The organism is Amycolatopsis sp. NPDC089917 (assembly GCF_040684635.1).
Taxonomy (GTDB): domain Bacteria; phylum Actinomycetota; class Actinomycetes; order Mycobacteriales; family Pseudonocardiaceae; genus Amycolatopsis.
Window position 1 is genome coordinate 111,083 of the sequence record NZ_JBFBGL010000011.1, and the last position, 17,770, is coordinate 128,852.

At 70.2% G+C, this 17,770-nt stretch carries 18 protein-coding genes; 9 read left to right on the forward strand and 9 right to left on the reverse strand.

Going from position 1 to position 17,770, the window contains the following annotated elements; genetic code table 11:
- Positions 1–14: 14 nt before the first annotated feature.
- Positions 15–929, reverse strand: coding sequence for a DNA recombination protein RmuC (gene rmuC / locus AB0N89_RS11170; protein WP_364203127.1), 915 nt, complete (start codon positions 927–929; stop codon positions 15–17).
- 178 nt (positions 930–1,107) lie between these two features.
- Between rmuC and AB0N89_RS11175 the strand changes: the two genes are divergently transcribed.
- Both AB0N89_RS11175 and AB0N89_RS11180 read left to right on the forward strand, forming a co-directional pair.
- On the forward strand, positions 1,108–2,259 hold the full coding sequence (locus AB0N89_RS11175; RefSeq protein ID WP_364203130.1) for an exonuclease SbcCD subunit D: 1,152 nt from the start codon (positions 1,108–1,110) through the stop codon (positions 2,257–2,259).
- A complete protein-coding gene (locus AB0N89_RS11180; RefSeq protein WP_364203133.1) occupies positions 2,256–5,207 on the forward strand; it encodes an SMC family ATPase in 2,952 nt (983 codons plus the stop codon). The genes AB0N89_RS11175 and AB0N89_RS11180 overlap by 4 nt, the downstream gene beginning before the upstream one ends.
- A gap of 15 nt (positions 5,208–5,222) precedes the next feature.
- Here AB0N89_RS11180 and AB0N89_RS11185 read toward each other — a convergent pair whose 3' ends face one another.
- Together AB0N89_RS11185 and AB0N89_RS11190 are read right to left on the reverse strand one after the other, a co-directional pair.
- Positions 5,223–5,723 (reverse strand): methylated-DNA--[protein]-cysteine S-methyltransferase, encoded by a 501-nt coding sequence (locus AB0N89_RS11185; protein ID WP_364203136.1) that lies wholly within the window; start codon positions 5,721–5,723, stop codon positions 5,223–5,225.
- A gap of 10 nt (positions 5,724–5,733) precedes the next feature.
- Positions 5,734–7,185 (reverse strand): AlkA N-terminal domain-containing protein, encoded by a 1,452-nt coding sequence (locus AB0N89_RS11190; protein ID WP_364203139.1) that lies wholly within the window; start codon positions 7,183–7,185, stop codon positions 5,734–5,736.
- 105 nt (positions 7,186–7,290) lie between these two features.
- On the opposite strand from AB0N89_RS11190, the gene ychF reads away from it, so the two are divergent.
- The gene (ychF, locus tag AB0N89_RS11195) at positions 7,291–8,373 is read left to right on the forward strand and encodes a redox-regulated ATPase YchF (protein WP_093936618.1); all 1,083 of its coding nucleotides are present in this window, start codon (positions 7,291–7,293) and stop codon (positions 8,371–8,373) included.
- Positions 8,374–8,433: 60 nt separating this feature from the next.
- Here the strand turns inward: ychF and AB0N89_RS11200 are convergent, their stop codons facing one another.
- From AB0N89_RS11200 to AB0N89_RS11220, 5 genes are all read right to left on the reverse strand, one after another.
- Entirely contained in the window at positions 8,434–8,598 is a 165-nt protein-coding gene (locus AB0N89_RS11200) for a hypothetical protein (protein ID WP_364203142.1), read from the reverse strand.
- A 51-nt stretch (positions 8,599–8,649) separates the two neighbouring features.
- A complete protein-coding gene (locus tag AB0N89_RS11205) occupies positions 8,650–8,850 on the reverse strand; it encodes a hypothetical protein (RefSeq protein ID WP_364203145.1) in 201 nt (66 codons plus the stop codon).
- 18 nt (positions 8,851–8,868) lie between these two features.
- Complete coding sequence (locus AB0N89_RS11210) at positions 8,869–10,026, reverse strand: hypothetical protein (protein WP_364203148.1); 1,158 nt, start codon at positions 10,024–10,026, stop codon at positions 8,869–8,871.
- Positions 10,027–10,137: 111 nt separating this feature from the next.
- Positions 10,138–11,499: a M28 family peptidase gene (locus tag AB0N89_RS11215; protein ID WP_364203151.1), complete on the reverse strand. Its 1,362-nt coding sequence runs from the start codon at positions 11,497–11,499 to the stop codon at positions 10,138–10,140.
- Between the two features lie 93 nt (positions 11,500–11,592).
- Complete coding sequence (locus tag AB0N89_RS11220; protein ID WP_364203154.1) at positions 11,593–11,967, reverse strand: hypothetical protein; 375 nt, start codon at positions 11,965–11,967, stop codon at positions 11,593–11,595.
- A 158-nt stretch (positions 11,968–12,125) separates the two neighbouring features.
- Between AB0N89_RS11220 and AB0N89_RS11225 the strand changes: the two genes are divergently transcribed.
- From AB0N89_RS11225 to AB0N89_RS11235, 3 genes are read left to right on the forward strand one after another with little or no spacing between them, the layout of a single operon-like run.
- Entirely contained in the window at positions 12,126–12,329 is a 204-nt protein-coding gene (locus AB0N89_RS11225; protein WP_364203156.1) for a CopG family transcriptional regulator, read from the forward strand.
- Positions 12,326–12,706, forward strand: a complete 381-nt coding sequence (locus AB0N89_RS11230; protein ID WP_364203159.1) for a type II toxin-antitoxin system death-on-curing family toxin — start codon at positions 12,326–12,328, stop codon at positions 12,704–12,706. Before AB0N89_RS11225 ends, AB0N89_RS11230 begins: the two co-directional genes overlap by 4 nt.
- 17 nt (positions 12,707–12,723) lie before the next feature.
- Positions 12,724–13,068, forward strand: coding sequence for a helix-turn-helix domain-containing protein (locus tag AB0N89_RS11235; RefSeq protein WP_364203262.1), 345 nt, complete (start codon positions 12,724–12,726; stop codon positions 13,066–13,068).
- A gap of 376 nt (positions 13,069–13,444) precedes the next feature.
- Here AB0N89_RS11235 and AB0N89_RS11240 read toward each other — a convergent pair whose 3' ends face one another.
- On the reverse strand, positions 13,445–13,735 hold the full coding sequence (locus AB0N89_RS11240) for a 4a-hydroxytetrahydrobiopterin dehydratase (protein WP_364203162.1): 291 nt from the start codon (positions 13,733–13,735) through the stop codon (positions 13,445–13,447).
- 76 nt (positions 13,736–13,811) lie between these two features.
- Between AB0N89_RS11240 and AB0N89_RS11245 the strand changes: the two genes are divergently transcribed.
- The 3 genes from AB0N89_RS11245 (at position 13,812) to AB0N89_RS11255 (ending at position 17,688) form a co-directional block, all read left to right on the forward strand.
- A complete protein-coding gene (locus tag AB0N89_RS11245) occupies positions 13,812–14,864 on the forward strand; it encodes a thiamine ABC transporter substrate-binding protein (RefSeq protein ID WP_364203164.1) in 1,053 nt (350 codons plus the stop codon).
- Between the two features lie 221 nt (positions 14,865–15,085).
- Positions 15,086–16,672, forward strand: a complete 1,587-nt coding sequence (locus tag AB0N89_RS11250; RefSeq protein WP_364203265.1) for an iron ABC transporter permease — start codon at positions 15,086–15,088, stop codon at positions 16,670–16,672.
- On the forward strand, positions 16,672–17,688 hold the full coding sequence (locus AB0N89_RS11255) for an ABC transporter ATP-binding protein (RefSeq protein ID WP_364203167.1): 1,017 nt from the start codon (positions 16,672–16,674) through the stop codon (positions 17,686–17,688). Before AB0N89_RS11250 ends, AB0N89_RS11255 begins: the two co-directional genes overlap by 1 nt.
- Positions 17,689–17,770: the final 82 nt, after the last annotated feature.

Genomic DNA, 17,770 nt, shown 5'->3' on the forward strand with positions numbered 1-17,770 from the left:
CTGTTCCCACCACCTCACGAGGCCGGGAGTTCGTCCGCCTTCCTGATCGACGGCACCGGTGCGGGGCTGCCCGACGCGTCGGTCAGCGGGGACACCGTGCTCCGGAAACTCTCGAGCGCTTCCAGTTCCCGCCGCCGGGCGGAGATGAAGCGCTGGAGGTGGGTGCTCGACAGATTCAGCGCGTCGACCGCGTTGCCCGCGGCCCGGTGCGCGGCCGCGGCGCCCGCCCGGACCTGCTCGACGTCCTCGACCAGGGCGCGCTCGGTCGCGGCGAACAGCGCGGCGGAGGCCAGTACGGCGAACCCGGTCGGCCCGCAGAGGAAGACCCGCCTGTCCAGCATCCAGCGCAGCAGTTCCGGGTCGGTGTCCAGCGCGGCCACCACCGCCGCGTCGGACGGGACGAACATGATCGTCCCGTAGATCGCGTCGGCCCAGCGCTGGTAGCCCTTGCCCGCCAGCTCGGCCGCGCGCGACCGGATCTGGCGCACGTGGACGCGCAGCGCGTCGAGCCGTTCTTCGGGGTCGTCGGTCTCGACCGCTTCGGCCCAGCAGGCCATGCTCGCCTTCGCGTCGACAGGCACCGTCCGCCCGCCGCCGACCCGCAGCACCATGTCCGGTTTCGCCGCGCCGCCGCCCGCCAGGTCCGTCTGCAGCGTGAAGTGCAGCTCTTCGCGGAGCCCGAGCGCGCGTGCGGTCTCCAGGAGTACTTGTTCGCCGAGTTCACCGCGGCCGCTGATCGAGGCGAAGGCGACCTCGTACCGGCGTAGCGCCAGCTGCTGCTGATCCGCCTTCGCGCGTTCGGCGGCGACCTGTTTCGCCGCCGCGTCCGCCCGCCGCATGCCGTCGTTGTACAGCCGCCACAGCAACGCGACGGCGACGAGCAGCAGCAACGCGAGCACGACGGCCGCGGTGGTGATCACCGTCGCCACCGGTACCTCCCCTCCGGATCCGAGTCGGGGACATCATGGCGGAACCCACCGACAAAAACCGGACGGCGCGGTCGCGCTCCGTATCTGACCTGCGCGGTCCCCGGCGTGTCGGAAAGCGCAGGGGCGCCAAGGGCGCGCCTCCCCTTCCCGGCCGGTGCGCGGCCCTACCTTGGGCTGCGTGAAGCTCCTGCACACGTCCGACTGGCATATCGGCCGCACCTTCCACGGCGCCGATCTGCTCGCCGAACAGGAAGCCGTGCTCGGCCACCTCGCCGACCTCGTGGTCGCCGAATCGGTCGACGTCGTGCTCGTGTCCGGGGACATCTACGACCGCGCGGTGCCCTCGGCGGAAGCCGTCCGCGTGGCCACCACCGCGCTGGGCAGGCTCCGCCAGGCCGGCGCGAAACTGGTGATGACACCGGGCAACCACGACTCCGCGCCGAGGCTGGGCGCGTTCGCCGAGTTCGCCGCCGCGGGCGGGCTGTACCTGCGCGCCACGATCGACGGTCTCGCCGAACCCGTGCTGCTGCCCGACGAATACGGTGACCTCGCCCTCTACGGCATCCCGTATCTCGAACCGGAGCCCGCGCGCCACGCCCTCGGCGTGCCCGAGGCGCGCGGCCACACGGGCGTCCTCACCGAGGCGATGCGGCGGATCCGCGAGGACCTCGCCGCCAGGCCGTCCGGAACGCGCTCGGTCGTGCTCGCGCACGCCTTCGTCACCGGCGGCGAGCCGACCGAATCCGAGCGGACCATCGCGGTCGGCGGCGTCGAGCAGGTGCCGGGTTCGGTGTTCGACGGCGTCGATTACGTCGCGCTCGGCCATCTGCACGGCCCGCAGACCCTCGCCGAGCATCTGCGCTATTCGGGCAGCCCGCTGGCGTACTCGTTTTCCGAGACACGCCAGCGGAAATCGGTCTGGCTGGTGGACCTCGACGCCGACGGGCTGGCCGAGGTCCGGCGTCATGAACTGCCGGTTCCTCGGCACCTCGCGATGCTCCGAGGAGAGCTGGACGAGCTGTTGTCGGACCCGGAACACGACGGCCTCACCGAACATTTCCTCTCCTTCACGGTCACCGACCGGGTCCGCCCGATCGACGCCATGCGCAAGCTGCGCGAGCGGTTCCCGTACGCCGTGCACATGGACTGGCAGCCGGAGGGCGGGCACGACGGCGCCGCGCTGAAGTACGCCGAAGCCGTCCGCGGGCGATCCGACGTCGAGATCACCCGCGGTTTCCTGGAGGACTGCCGAGGTTCCGCGCCGTCCGAAAGCGAGGAGCGGCTGGTGCTGGCGGCGCTGGGCGCGGCGGGCAGGGAGCGCGAAGTATGAGACTGCACCGGCTGGAGGTCGCCGCTTTCGGCCCGTACGCGGGCCGCGAGGTGGTGGACTTCGACGTCCTCGGCGCCGACGGGCTGTTCCTGCTGCACGGCGACACCGGCGCGGGGAAGACGACGCTGCTCGACGCCATCGCGTTCGCGCTGTTCGGCACGGTCCCCGGCGCTCGCGGCGAGGTGAAGCGGCTGCGCTGCGACCTCGCCGAGCCCGACCAGGTCACCGAGGTCGTCCTGGAGCTGACCGTGCAGGGCCAGCGGATGCGGATCGCGCGCAACCCCGAGTACCAGCGGCCCAAACGCCGGGGCGAGGGGATGACCCTCCAGCAGGCGAAGGCGGTGCTGAACTGGGTCGGCACCGTGCCCGCCGGGCACGTGGCCGAAGGCATCACGCGGATCGACGAGGTCGCGCGCACGGTCGAGCGACTCATCGGCATGACGCACGAGCAGTTCTTCCAGGTGGTCCTGCTGCCGCAGGGCGAGTTCGCGCGCTTCCTGCGGGCGAACACCGCCGAGCGCGAGGAGTTGCTGGAGCGGCTGTTCGGCACCGAGCGGTTCTCCGATGTCGAGAACTGGTTCGCGAATCTGCGTGCCGAACGCGGCCGCGAGCTGCAGACGAGGCAGCAGTCGCTGCGGGAGTGGGTCGCGCGGTTCGCGCAGGTCGCCCGGCAGGAAGCGCCCGAAGAGGGACAGCCCGAGTGGGTCGAGGCGGTGCTCGCCGAGTCCGCGGAGCGCGTCGGCCAGGCACAGGAACGGGACGCGAAGGCCCGCGCGGCGGCTGAGAAGGCCGAGGCCGTTTGGCAGGAGAACCGGTCCACCGCCGAACGGATCCGCCGGGTGCGCACCGCGTACACGCGGCTTTCGGCGATCGCCGAGCAGGCGGACCAGCGCGCGGAGTGGGCGGAAGAGGTCGAGGCGGCGCACCGCGCGGCGGGCGTCGCCGCAGAAGCCGATCTTCTCGAACGCAGGCTGGACCAGGTCGCGGAGGCCGAAGCCACGGAGGCGGTTCGGGCCCAGGAAGTGCCTGACGCGGCGGACAGTTCCGCCGCCGAGCTTCGCACTCGTGCCGGCGGGGTGCGTGAAGAGGCGGGCGCGCTCGCCGAACTCGTGGCGGAAAGCGAGCAGCAGCAACGGGATCTCGTTCGCCGCGATCAGCTGAACACCACCGCGTCGCAGGCGAAGAAGCAGGTCGAGGACTTCGCCGCGGAGCTCGAATCCACGCCGGAGAAGATTACGGCGTCGCGTGCCGAGGTGCTCGCGGCCGCCGAAGCCGAGGCGAAACTCGAAGGTGTCCGCACCCGGTTCGAAGATTTGACGGCGCTGGTCCGGGACGCCGAGGAGGCGCCTCGGGCGGAGCAGGCCGTCGAAAAGGCGCGTGCCCTGGTCCGCGACGCCGTCGACGTCCATCAGCAGGCGCGGCAGCATCGTTTGGACCTCCGTGAGCGGCGCCTCGACGGGATGGCGGCCGAACTCGCCGCCGGACTGGCCGCGGGTGAGGACTGCCCGGTGTGCGGGGCGACCGAGCATCCGTCGCCCGCCACGCACACCGGCGGTCTCGTCGATCCCGAGGACGAACGTCGCGCCGAAGCCGCCGAGCAGCAGGCCGACAAGCGACGCGAGAAGGCGCAGGCTTCGCTGCTGGAAGCCGAAGGGCGGCTGAAGGTCCTGGCCGAGCGGTTGCGCGAGCGCACCGCCGAGACGCTGCGGGCCGAACTCGGCGAGGCGCGGGAGCTGGGCGGCGCGCTGTCGGAAACGGCGCGTCGCAAGCCCGTTCTGGAGAAGCGACTCCTTGAGCTGGAAAAGAAAATCGAGCAGCTGGCCGAACAGCGCGGTGCGGCCGAGCGGCGCGCCGCCGAGGTCGCCGCCGAGGCACGCGGCTTGACGGAGCGGCTGGCCGAGCGCGCGCGAAGGCTGGAGATCGCACGCGGCGAGTTCGCCGACGTCGGGGCGAAGCGACGGCACTTGCTCGGCTTCGCGACCCGCCTCGACGCGCTCGCCGAAGCGCGGCTCGGTGTCGCGGGGGCTCGTGAGCGCCGGGACGAGCAGGCGAAACTGGTCGAGGAAGCGTTGCGGGCCAAGGGTTTCTCTGATCTCGACGCGATGCGTGCCGCAGCGAGGCCGGAGGAGCAGATCACGAAACTCGAGGCAGGCCTCGCCGACGCGAAGGTGATGGAGAAGGCCGCCCGGCAGGAGCTCGCACAGCCCGAGCTGTTCGGCCTCTCGCCGGAGGACGAGATCGACGTAGCGGCCTCCGAGGAAGCGGCGCGGGACACCCGGGGCGAGGCCGAACAGGCGCTCGTGGCGCTGCGGACGGCTGCTTCGCGGCACGCCGACCTGGCGAAAGTGGCCGAGCGGATGACGTCCTTGATGGCGGATCTGGCACCGGTGGAGGAGCGGTACAACGAACTGAAGGCGCTGGCCGAGGTCGTCAACGGACGCGGGCAGAACGCGCGGAAGATGTCGCTGCGCTCGTACGTCCTGGCCGCGAGGCTGGAGGAGGTCGCGGTCGCGGCGACCGCGCGCCTGCGGACGATGAGCCAGGGCCGCTACTCCTTCGTGCACTCGGACGCGGCAGGCGCCCGGGGCACTCGCGGCGGACTCGGTCTCGACGTGCTCGACGACTACTCCGGCACCGTCCGGCCCGCGAAGACGCTTTCGGGCGGTGAGTCCTTCCTCGCGTCGCTCTCACTGGCGCTGGGGCTCGCCGACGTCGTCGCCGCCGAGACCGGCGGAGCGCTGCTGGACACCCTGTTCATCGACGAAGGCTTCGGCACGCTGGACGCCGAGACGCTCGACATCGTCATGAACATCCTCGACGAGCTTCGCGCCGGCGGACGGGTGGTCGGGCTGGTTTCGCACGTGGAGGAACTGCGGCAGCGGATCCCGACCCGGCTGCGGATCAGGAAGGCGCGGACGGGGTCTTCGGTGGAGATCCACGCTTCCTGATCCTGCCGGGCTGGATCAAGCGGCTTCGTGGGTCAGCAGCCACTGCTTCGCCGGGACACCCCACCGGAAGTTCCCCACGCCCCCGCCGGTCCGCACCACCCGGTGGCACGGCACGAACAGGGCCGCCGCGTTCTTCGCGCACGCCGACGCGGCCGCCCGCACGGCCGACGGATTCCCCGCCATGGCCGCGTACTCCGCGTAGCTCACCGGCTCGCCCGCGGGCACCTTCCGCAGGATTTCCCAAGCGTGCTCACGGAAAGCGCCGGACCGCTGCCGCACCTCGATGTCGGCGACGGCGTCCAGATCGCCGTCGTGGTATCGGCGGATCGCGGTGCTCACCGGGCCCAGGTCCCGTCGCCGCTTCACCTCGCCGGGGGTCAGCGACGGCGAGATCAACGGCGTCAGTTCGCCGACGTCGCCCGTCCAGCCCGAGGCGAGCACGGCCCCGTCACCCGCCACGACGGCGGTGAACGGGCCGATCTTCGTGTCCATTGTGGACCAATACGCGATGCTCATCATCTTCCTTTCAAGCGCGCCACAGGTACATGCCGGCGTACGAGGACCAGGGCTGCCAGGCCCGTCCGCGTTCGGCCAGCGTCGGTTCGTCGTCGGCGATGCCCAGCGCGGCCGCTCCCCGGCGCAGCGCGGGATCGCCGGTCAGCAGGACGTCCGGCGCGCCCAGGACGCGCATCAGGACATAATCCGCCGTCCGGGGGTCGATCCCCGGGAGATCGAGCAGCTCCGCCCGCAGTTCCTCGGGATCGCGGCCGACGTGGACCGAAATCCCGCCCGCCAGCGCGCGGGCCACCGCGGTCACCCGTTCCGGACCGTGTTCGGCGACCTGGGCCGCCGTCGGGAACAGCGTGGTCAGCCCTTCCAGCGCTTCGTCACAGCTGGGCACGCGTTCGCCGATGGCGTCGGCGAGCGACGCCGTCTCGGCGGGGGACAGCAACGCGCGCAGCACGAGCTCGTCGCCGTCGACGGCGCCGGGCACCCGGATGCCCGGGATCGCCTCGACCAGCGGCGCGAGCGCCGGGTCGGCCCCGAGCACCCTCGTGACCGCCTCGGGGTCGGCGTCGAGGTCGAGCAGCCGCCGCACCCGCGCCACCGCGCTGCTCAGGTCGCGCAGGTCGGTGAGGCGCAGGTCGCAGCGGACGTGGTCGTCGTTCGCGGTCAGCCACACCACGCCCGAGCCGTGCGCGAGCCGCAGCGTGCGCCCGTAGCCGGTCACCCCGGAATCGTCTCGCGTCACGTGCTCGACGCCCGGGATGGCCCGGTCGGCCAGGAAGTTCAGCACCCCGTCCGCGTCGAACGGTTTGCGGAACGGCAGCCGCAGGCTCAGCCGGGTCCCGGTCGGCGTCTCTTCGGCCTTCCGACGCCCGCGACGCAGACTCGCCGCGCGAAGCTGTGAAGGCGTCGTCGCGAACACCTCGCGGATCGTCTCGTTGAACTGGCGGACGCTGGAGAAGCCCGCCGCGAACGCGACGTCGGTGAGCGGGAGCCCGGACATCTCGATCAGCAGCCGTGCCGAGTGCGCCCGGTGTGCCCTGGCCAGCGCCAGCGGCCCGGCGCCGAGTTCGGCGGTGAGGACGCGCCCGAGCTGGCGTTCGGAATAGCCGAGCCGCCGCGCGAGGCCCGGGACGCCGTCGCGTTCGACGGCCCCGTCCGAGATGAGCCGCATCGCCCGCGCGGCGAGGTCGGCCCGGATGTCCCAGTCGGGCGAGCCGGGGACGGCGTCGGGGAGGCAGCGGCGGCAGGCGCGGAAGCCGTTGGCCTGCGCGGCTGCCGACGTCGGGTAGAAGCGGACGTTCTGCTGCTTCGGCGTCGACGCGGGGCAGGACGGGCGGCAGTAGATCCCGGTGGTGGCGACGGCCATGATGAACTGGCCGTCGAACCGGGAATCACGGGCGGCGACGGCGCGGTAACACCGTTCGGTGTCGCGCCACACGGCCCGTTCGGCCAAGGTCTGCTCGGTCATGACGTCGATCGTGCCACCAGGTCGAGGGCGCGGCTGGCGGAAATCCGACACGGCGATCAAGGCCTCGGCGGATGCGGCGGCGGGCGGCACGTAGACTTCTGGCCCGTGAGTCTCACCCTCGGCATCGTCGGCCTGCCCAACGTCGGCAAGTCCACCCTGTTCAACGCGCTGACCCGCAACGACGTGCTCGCGGCGAACTACCCGTTCGCGACGATCGAGCCCAACGTCGGCGTCGTCCCGCTGCCGGACCCGCGGCTGGACGAACTCGCCAAGGTCTTCGGCTCCGAGCGGACCGTGCCCGCCGTCGTGTCCTTTGTGGACATCGCGGGCATCGTGAAGGGCGCTTCCGAGGGCGCCGGGCTCGGCAACAAATTCCTCGCCAACATCCGCGAGGCGAACGCAATCTGCCAGGTCGTCCGTGTCTTCGACGACCCGGACGTGATCCACGTCGACGACCGGATCGACCCGGCGAGCGACATCGAGACGATCAACACCGAGCTGATCCTCGCCGACCTGCAGACCCTCGACAAGGCGCTGCACCGGCTCGAGAAGGAGGCGCGGACCAAGAAGGAAGCCAAGCCCGCCCTCGACAACGCGGTCAAGGCCAAGGAGATCCTCGACGGGGGCCGGACCCTCTTCCAGGCGCAGAAGGAGGTCGACTTCGAGGCGCTGCGCGAGCTGAGCCTGCTCACCACGAAGCCGTTCCTCTACGTCTTCAACGCCGACGAAGGCATCCTCACCGACGAGTCCCGTCGTGAGGAGCTGGCCAAGATGGTCGCGCCCGCGGACGCGGTGTTCCTCGACGCCAAGGTCGAATTCGAGCTGCTCGAACTGGACGACGAGGAGTCCGTTCGCGAGCTGCTGGAGTCCGTCGGCCAGCAGGAGCCGGGCCTGTACTCGCTGGCGCGCGCCGGTTTCCACACCCTCGGCCTGCAGACGTACCTGACCGCGGGCCCCAAGGAGTCGCGCGCGTGGACGATCCCGCAGGGCGCGACCGCCCCGCAGGCCGCCGGCGTCATCCACACCGACTTCGAGCGCGGCTTCATCAAGGCCGAGGTCGTCTCGTACGACGACCTGATCGAGAACGGCTCCATGGCCGCAGCCCGGTCTGCCGGGAAGGTGCGGATGGAGGGCAAGGACTACATCATGTCGGACGGCGACGTGGTGGAGTTCCGCTTCAACGTCTGAGCCGGTGCGGACGACACGCACGGATCTCGCGTAGTACCTGCCTGCGGCGACGGGAACACGTCATCGCACTTGGCGCCCCGCGGCTTGGATGAACGCGGTCAGGGTCTCCTGGCTGCGTTTTTCGAGCTGTTTCACGGTGGCCAGTTCCGGTGCTCGATGCAAGGCCCCGATCGGCTCGAAGGTGGCGTCGACGAGCCCGAGGAGCTCGGGATCTTCGGTGAGCATCCGGATCCTGAGCCGTGCGTGATCGGCCGTCGCGCCGCGCTCTTTGAGGAATCACTTCGCGATCACGCCTTGCCGCAGGTCGGTCATGGCTTCGGCGAAGGCCACGTAGGCGCTTATCCGTTCCTGCCGAAGCCGTTCGTCACGGGCGGTTCGTTCTGTTCGACGTGTGTTCAGGAGACCGAGCGGATAGGTGAGGGTCGAACCGGCCAAGGTTCCGGATATCGCGACCACAGTGGTCAGCACACCGTTCATACCGGTGAGCCTGCCACTTCACCCGAGCAAGGGTTCGAAAGCGGAATCCTCCTCTCCGGCGACGTGAGGCAGGAACCCGTCGGGGACCGTGCGGGCGGCGGTGGCGAGCAAACGATCCAGGACTTCCTGCTCGGTGGCCGGAGGCAGCCGGAGCTCGGCCAGGAGCCGGTCGCGGACGGCGGGGTGGTCCGGGTTGTCTTCGAGGTGGTCGGCTCCGAGCTCAGGGGGACGTGAGCCTGCCAAGGCGTCGTGCCAAGACGGCAGGACTATCGCGAGGGTCGCCGCCTCGGCGACGGATTCGGCGATGAGGGAAGCGCCGCCTTCCGAGTCGGTGTACAGAACGGGGCGCGAGCCGTCGGGTGTCGCCGGGCCGCAGAGGTAATGGGTGCCACCGGCGTTGCAGCCCGCGACAGGTTTCACCGAAAGCCCGTTGGGCAGGGCGATGGACTCGATCGGGTCGGTGCGGGCGAGGTCGAACTCGCCGTCACAGGCCAGATACGAGGCAGCTTCGGGATGCTCGGCGATTCTCTCGAGCAGTGCTTCGTCGGAGAGCATGGCGGGGTTGAGGGCCACGGCGACCGCGGGCGTGAGCGGGTTCCCGTCGAGGACATGGCGGATGGCGTCGAGAGGGACAGGGCGCTCGTAGTAGTCCTCGAAGTGGGATCTGACGGCTTCGGGAGATCGACCGACGAGGAGCTCGAAGAGAAAACCCGCTCCGTCCGGGCTCTCGCTTTCGGTGGGGAAGGTGATGGCCGATCCGGTGTGCCAGGCGGTGTCTCCGTGCTCCCACCACAGGCAGGCGGTGACCCGAGGAACGTCGATGCCCTCTTCGTGAAAGGAGGGATCTTCCAGGAGCGAGCGCAGGGCGGCGGGCACGTCGTCGATGACGCCGGGCCAGACCCGCTCGTCGTCCGCCGCGTAGGGACTCATCGGCGACTCGTGGTCGAAGCCGTGGACGAGCACGCCGGACGAAGTGAAGAGAACGGTGAAGTCGTCGCCTGAACCGTTGTCCATGAAGGCGGCTTCGACGCCGGGACCCCAGGCGGAGTCGAAGGTGTACTGGCCGTACTCCGGATCTTCGCCGATCGCCGAATCCAGGACCGCGAGTGCGCGCAGGTGCTCGCGGAGGCGGGCGGGGTCGGGCAGGAGTGCGGCGATCTCGTGCACGGTGGTCATGGCGTCATGGAAGCAGTGACCACCGACAATCCTGGCCCCTGAGTGTCATGAAAGGGTCGTTCAGGACAAGAAACGTCCTGAACGACCCTTTCATGACATGGGCCGCGCGCGTTACTTCCGCAGCAGGTTGTACGCGGCGGAGCCGATCAGCTCCAGCGAAACCTGAAGCCGCTCAAGGGAAACGTTGTCCTTGATGGTGTCTTCCGGCGTGTGGTACGTCGGCTCCAGCAGCGCCGGGCCGCCCTCGCCGCGCCAGCTGAAGTTGCCCGAAGCGATACCGCGCTCGAAGAACGGCACGTGGTCGCTCGAACCGCGCGCGACCGGACCCTTCACCTGCGGGTCGTAGCCGAGTCGTTTGGCGGCGGCGTTGACGGCCGCGGTCGTGGCGTTGTCGGCGCCGTCGACCGAAAGCAGCCAGTAGATGTTCGCCGGGTCGTAGCTGGTGGCGACCATGTCGTTCTGGAAGCAGCCCGCGATCCGCTTCGCTTCCGGATCGGACAGGTTCGACACGTAGTGCCGCGAGCCGATCAGCCCGTACTCCTCCGAACCCCACAGCGCGAATCGCAGCGCCTTGTTCGTCGGCAGGTACCGCAGGACGCGCGCCAGCTCCAGGCACAGCACGGTGCCGCTGCCGTCGTCGTTGGCGCCCGGCGAGCCGGGGACGCTGTCGTAGTGCGCGGTCACCATGACCACGCCGTTGTCCTTGCCGGGGAAGGTGGCGGGCCGCTCGGCGATGACGTTGTACGACGTCAGGTTCTTGTGGTGGGTCGCCGTGACCTTCGCGGTGACCGAACCCTTCGCGAGCCGTTCGCGCAGGCGTTCCACCTGCACCTGGGCCAGGCCGAGCACCGGGACGGTGACCGGCGTGGTGAGCGTCGGCGAGAACGCGGACAGCTTCCGCGCCGGGTCCGCGCTGACCCGGCCGATCAGCACGGCGTCCGCTCCGCGCTGCGCGGCCGTGAGGTACGCGTCGGCCTTGTTCGTCACGGCCGCGATCAGCACGATCTTGCCGGTCAGGTCGTCCGGAAGCGTGGTCCCGTCACCGGCGTCGACGACGACGGCCTCCCGCGTGACGTCCTGCGCGCCCTGCGGCGAGGAGCCGGTCTGCCAGCTGTCGCGCCCGATCGACAGGCCGCCCAGGAACTTGTCGGCGATCGGGAACGGCTGAAGCGTGACCTGGTAGCGCAGGTCGCGCAGCACCTTCGCGATGTAGTCCTTGGCCCGCAGTTCGCCTTCGGTCCCGGCGATCCGGGGGCCGATCTTGTCGCTGAGCACCCGCAGGTGCTCCAGCGCCCGCCGCGACCGGACCCGCGCGATCACCGGGTAGTCGCCGAAGTCCAGCGACGGCGGGAACTGCGCGCCCGGACGTTGCTGCGTGGCCGCGGCGGCGGTGCCGGGGTTCAGCCCGATCGTCGCCGCGCCCGCCAGTGCCACCGCGCCCGCGAGCACCTCACGTCTGCGCAGACCTGCCATGGAACACCCCTCACATCTCGGGAGACTCTTCGTTCGAGTAGCTAAGAGTCGGACAGTCGCCGGAACAACCTCCGATCGTCCCCTTTTTCCGATTCAGCGCACGGCGGCCCGGTGGTAGGCCTGCGAGACGGCGACGACGCCGCAGGCCGCCGCCGCGATCACCCCGCCGATCAGCAGCGCGGTCCCGACGAACGGCCCGAAGTCGCCGACATCGGCCAGCCGTCCCCAGAACGAGCCTTCGAGCAGGGCGCCGACGAGGATGAACACCGGTGCGGCGATGCCGAGGAAGAGGATCCAGCGAAACCGGGCGGCCAGCGTCAGCACGAGGATCCCGGTGATGCCGAGGATGAACGGGCCAGGTGGGATGTCCGGGAATCCGGGTACGCCCGACGCGATCTGGATGATCAGGCCGGCGACGCCGACGAAGAGGAAGAAGGCGTTGGCGACGGCCGCGGTGGAACGATTCATGGTGGGACTCCTCACTGGATCGGATGACCACTGAAGAGTCCCGCTCGTGGCTGCGGAAGGCGTCGGCCCGGAAGCGGCAATCGGGCCTACGCGGACCCGCGTACGGGGCACTGGAAAAGGCGTCGAAGGAGTGATACCAGAGTGGTAGCATCGATCGCATGGCCATGACCCTGAGGTTGAACGACGAGCAGGAGCGCGCACTCGCGCTGCTGGCCGAGACCGACGGCGTGAGCAAGCACGAAGCCACCGTTCGCGCCATCACCGAGGCCGCCGCGCGCCGCGTCCGTGACGACCGTGTCCGGGCGCTGTCCCATGACGGCAGGGAGCGCTACGCCGCCCTGCTCGACCGTCTAGCCCAGTGATCGAGTATCTCACCGTCGAAGACCTCCTGGCGCTCGCGGAAGACCTCGGCGTGCCCAAGGTCCGCGATCTCGGGCTGCTCGATTCCGCCGCGCATCGCCCGCAGGCTTCGCTGATGGGCCAGGACGCGTATCCGACGCTGAACGAGAAGGCGGCGGTGCTGCTGGAGTCGGTCGTCCGCAACCATCCGCTCATCGACGGTAACAAGCGGCTGTCCTGGATGGCGACGTTCGTCTTCTACGGGTTGAACGGTCACGACCTCGACGCACCGGAAGACGAGGCGTACGACCTCGTGATCGCGATGTCCACCGGTTCGCGCACCTACTCGGACGCGGCGGGCGAACTGGCCGCATGGGCGAGGGTAACTTCGGACAGGTGAAGCCGTTGAGTCCCGACATGTTCGCGCCGGAGTGCCCGTCGAATCTGACGCCGTTCCGGATCGGCGACAAATGGGCGGGCCTGGTCGTGCTGTGCCTGGAAGAGGGGCCGCGCCGGTTCTCCGAACTGCGGGTGCCTCTGCGGGGAGTCACGTCGAAGGTGCTCACGGAGACCCTCAGGGCCCTGGAGCGCGACGGCATGATCACGCGGACGGCGTACGACGAGATGCCGCCGCGCGTGGAGTACGAGCTCACCTCGCTCGGCCGGACGTTGTTCGAGCCGATGGAGGCATGCCGTGAGTGGGCGGCGAAGCACCTTCCGGAGCTTGTCGCCGCCCGCGAGGCCTACTCGGGCCAGGTCTAGCCGAGAAGGCCGAGCACGATGATCGTCAGCAGCGTGATGGCCGCGGCGAAGGTGGTCACCCAGGCGCGCTGGGCGGCGGTGATGGAGGCGTTGTTCACGGCGGTTCCCCGGGGGCGAGAAGCGACAGGTCCGCCGGGAACAGCGCGTTGATCAGGCTCCGCGTTACCCTTTAAACGTCAGTGTGATCAAGGTCACTGATCGTGCTGATGGTGCCGATCGCGCGCCGTGTACCAGAGCACTCCGGCAGCGGCCGCCACCATCGCGCCGAATGCGGAGAAACCCACCACGATCGCCTGCGTCATCATTCGTCCTTTTCTCTTCGGTCGTATCCGGGAGACGTCCGAGAAGCGGTGTCGTGGCGCAGTCGTTGCGGACGTCACACAGCGTCGAGTACCCCGTCGATCTGCGACGCAAGCGCGAAGTCCTTCTCCGTCAGCCCTCCGGCGGAGTGCGTGCTGAGCCGGAACGTCACCGTCCGCCAGCGGATGTCGATGTCCGGATGGTGGTCGGCCGCCTCCGCCAGTTCGGCCACCTTGTCCACCGCTTCGATGGCCTTCGGGAAGCTCGGCAGCTTCGCCGTCCGCTCGATCGTGACGCCGTCACGAGTCCAGCCGGAGAGTTTGGTCACGGCCTCGTCGGCCTGGTGGTCGTTCAAGATTTCCGCCATGACTCCATGGTGGTACGCCGTCGGCTACGCTGCACGTTTGCCACGGGTCCCCCCTTTGAAGAACGCAGGAGGCTAGATGAAACGCGCCCTCCGCACGGTCGTTGCGGCTGGCACGGTGGCCGCCCTCGTCGCGGGCTGCTCGCTCTCCGGGAACACGGGGAACGACCCGCAGGCGCCGGCGACGGTCACTCTCGTGACACACGACTCGTGGCTCGCCCCGCAGGAGGTCCTCGACGCGTTCGAGCGGCAGTCCGGCATCAAGATCTCCGTGCTCAAGCAGGGTGACGCGGGCGCGCTGACCAACAAACTGGTGCTGACCAAGGCGAACCCGATCGGGGACGTCGCCTACGGCATCGACTCGACGTTCGCCTCCCGCGCGCTCGCCGAGGGCGTCTTCGAGCAGTACACGAGCCCTGAAGCCGATCGCGGCCCGCAGCGCTACTCGGTCGACCCCGAGCACCGGCTCTCCGCCGTCGACCTCGGCGACGTCTGCGTCAACGTCGACAGCCGGTACTTCGTGGACAAGGGGATCCCGGAGCCGAAGTCGTTCGCGGACCTGACCGACGCCAAGTACAAGGACCTGATGGTCGCCGAAAGCCCCGCGACGTCGTCGCCCGGCCTGGCGTTCCTGCTCGGCACCGTCGCCCAGTTCGGCGAACAGGGCTGGCAGGCGTACTGGACGCAGCTGAAGGCCAACGGCCTCAAGACGGTCAGCGGCTGGGAAGAGGCCTACACCAAGGAATTCTCCGGCTCTTCGGGCAAGGGACCGCGTCCGATCGTCGTCTCCTACGCGTCCTCGCCCGCCGCCGAACTCGGTGACGACGGCAAGCCGCGGACGAAGGCGCTGCTGGACACCTGTTACCGCCAGGTCGAGTACGCGGGTGTGCTGGCGGGCGGCAAGCAGGTCGACAAGGCCCGCAAGGTCGTGGACTTCCTGCTGTCCCAGCAGTTCCAGGTGACCGTGGCGAGCAACATGTACGTGTACCCGGCCCGCCAGGGCGTCGAGCTCCCGCAGGGCTGGGCGCAGGCCGCGCCGCTGCCGCAGCAGCCGAAGACGCTCGAACCGGCCAAGATCCAGGCCGGGCGCGAGCAGTGGATCGCCCAGTGGCGCACGCTAGTGGAAGGTTAAGGCGTGCATCGCGAACTGAAGCCGACAGACCGGGCGACGATACGCGCGCGCGCCGTTCTTCGGCCGGAGGCCTCGGATTTGCGGAGACGGGCCGCCGACTCGGCCAGGTGAGCGAACAGCCGATGTCACGGCCCGGCTGTGGAAATCCGAAAGCGCGCCTTGAAAGGCGGCTGAGCACCTCCAGGCCGACCTTCCGAGGAGCCGGGCTCGGCGCGCTCGCCGTGCTGCCGCTCGGTTTCCTCGTGGTGTTCTTCGCCTGGCCGGTCGCGGCGATCATCGGCCGGGGCTTCGGTTCCGGCGGCGTCGGCACGGCCATCGGCGATCCGCTGACCTGGGAACTCGCCGGATTCACCGTCGCCGGCGCCGGGGTTTCGACGATCGTCGCCGTCCTCGCGGGCCTGCCGGTCGCGTTCCTGCTCGCCCGCGTGAAGCTGCCAGGTGTATCGCTGGTCCGGACGCTCGTGTTGGTGCCGTTCGTGCTGCCGACCGTCGTGGTCGGCCTGGCGTTCCGCGCGCTCTGGCCCGACGGGGGCCTGCTGCCCTTGGTGCTCGCCAACGCCTTCTTCAACGTCGCCGTCGTCGCGCGCACGGTTTCCGGGCTGTGGAGCCATCTCGACCCGCGCACCGTGGACGCGGCGCGGGCGCTCGGCGCGTCACCGTGGCGTGCCTTCCGCACGGTGACGCTGCCCGCGCTCGCGCCCGCCGTCGCGTCCTCGGCCGCGGTGGTGTTCCTGTTCTGCGCCACCAGTTTCGGGGTCGTGCTCATTCTCGGCGGAGCGAAGTACCGCACCCTGGAGACCGAGATCTACCTGCGCACGGTGGAACTGCTCGACCTCTCCGGCGCGGCCGCGTTGTCGCTGGTGCAGTTCGCCGCCGTCGTCGCCGCGCTCGTCGTCGGCGCGCTGGCGAGGCGGCGCCGGGAGAACGCGGTTCGCCTGCGCTCGGGGAGTGAGACCGCGAGGCGACCGAGGGGCGGCGAGTGGTGGGCTGTCGGCGCCGGGCTCGCGGTGATCGCGCTCCTGATGACGCCGATCGTGGCGCTGCTCGTCGAATCCGTGTCCACTGGGTCTGATTCGGACGGTTGGAGTCTCGCCGGGTACGAAGCGCTCGCCGGGCACGGATCCCGCGGCGCGCTCCAGGTCTCTGGCTGGGACGCGGCGTCGATGTCGCTGCGGACGGCGTTCGACGCGACCATGCTCGCGATGATCATCGGTGTGCTGGCCTCCGTCGTGCTGGTCGCGTTGCGCCGCACGCCGGGCAGGCTGGCGCGGGGAATGGGCGAGACGATGGACGCGGCGCTGATGCTCCCGCTGGGCGTGTCCGCGGTGACCGTCGGTTTCGGTTACCTCGTCACGCTGGACGCGCTGCCGGGCGACCTGCGGACTTCGCCGCTGTTGGTGCCGCTCGCACAGGCGCTGGTCATCATCCCGCTGATCGTGCGGATGGTGCTGCCGGTGCTGCGGTCGGTCGACGTCCGGCTGCGGCAGGCCGCGTCGACCCTCGGCGCGAGCCCCGGGCGGGTGTGGCGGGAGATCGATCTGCCGCTGACGGCGCGTTCGCTGGTCGCGGCCGCCGGTTTCGGTTACGTGGTCGCGCTCGGCGAGTTCGGCGCGACGAGCTTCCTGGCCAGGCCGGACGCGCCGACGTTGCCGGTCGCCGTCGCGACGCTGATCTCGCGGCCGGGGGAGCTGAACAACCAGATGGCCTACGCGGCCTGCGCGCTGCTCATGATCGTGACCGTGGTGGCGGTGGTGCTGATCGACCGGTTCGGCGCGGTCCGCGGGCAGAATTCGGTAGGGGAGTTCTAGTGTCGCTGTCGGTACGGGACCTGACCGTCCACTATGGATCTTTCGTGGCGGTGAAGGACGCCGGGCTGGACATCGCCGACGGCGAGGTGCTGGCGCTGCTCGGCCCGTCCGGTTCGGGGAAGTCGACGCTGCTGCGGGCGATCACCGGGCTGGAGCCGCTGACGTCGGGCACCGTGCGCTGGGACGGCGAGGACCTCTCCGGCGTCCCCGTGCACCGGCGGGAGTTCGGGCTGGTCTTCCAGGACGGGCAGCTGTTCCCGCACAAGGACGTCGCCTCGAACATCGCGTTCGGCCTGCGGATGCACGACGTGCCGAAAAGCGAGCACGCGGAACGGGTCCGGGCGCTGCTGGACCTGGTCGGGCTGAGTGGTTACGAGCGGCGGAGGGTGACCGAGCTGTCCGGCGGGCAGGCGCAGCGGGTGGCGCTGGCCCGCGCGCTGGCGCCGGAACCGCGGTTGCTGCTGCTGGACGAACCACTGTCCGGTTTGGACGCCGGACTGCGGGAACAGCTGGCGATCGACCTCGCGGCGTTGCTGCGGCGCAGCAAGATCACCGCGCTGCTGGTCACGCACGATCAGGAGGAGGCGTTCACCCTCGCCGACCGGGTCGCCGTGCTCGACGACGGCGAGATCCGGCAGGAGGGCGCGGTGCGCCGCGTCTGGCGGCAGCCGGTGGACGAGAAGGTGGCGCGATTCCTCGGCGTGACGACGTTCGTCGACGGCGAGGCGTCCGGCGGTGTGGTCCGGACGCCGCTCGGCGAGGTCACGCTGTCCGACGTCGAGGACGGCGCGGTGCGGCTGGGACTGCGGCCGCACGGATTGCGGGTCGCCCCCGACGGCGTCGAGGGCGAGGTCACCGCCGTGGTGCACCGGCGGGAACACGTCCGGCTCGTGGTGGCGCCCGGCGGTGACCTGTCCACTGTGGACGCCGTCGCGCCGGTGACGGCCGACCTGCGCCCGGGGGACGTCGTCCGGCTCGCCCTGGACCCGGACGGCGTCGCCCGGCTACGTACTTAGTCCCCTGAATGCGGTACTCCCTGGGCGGAACCGCCTGAAGCCCCTTCACCGCGTCGCATGCGGTGAAAGGCCGTTCGTTCGC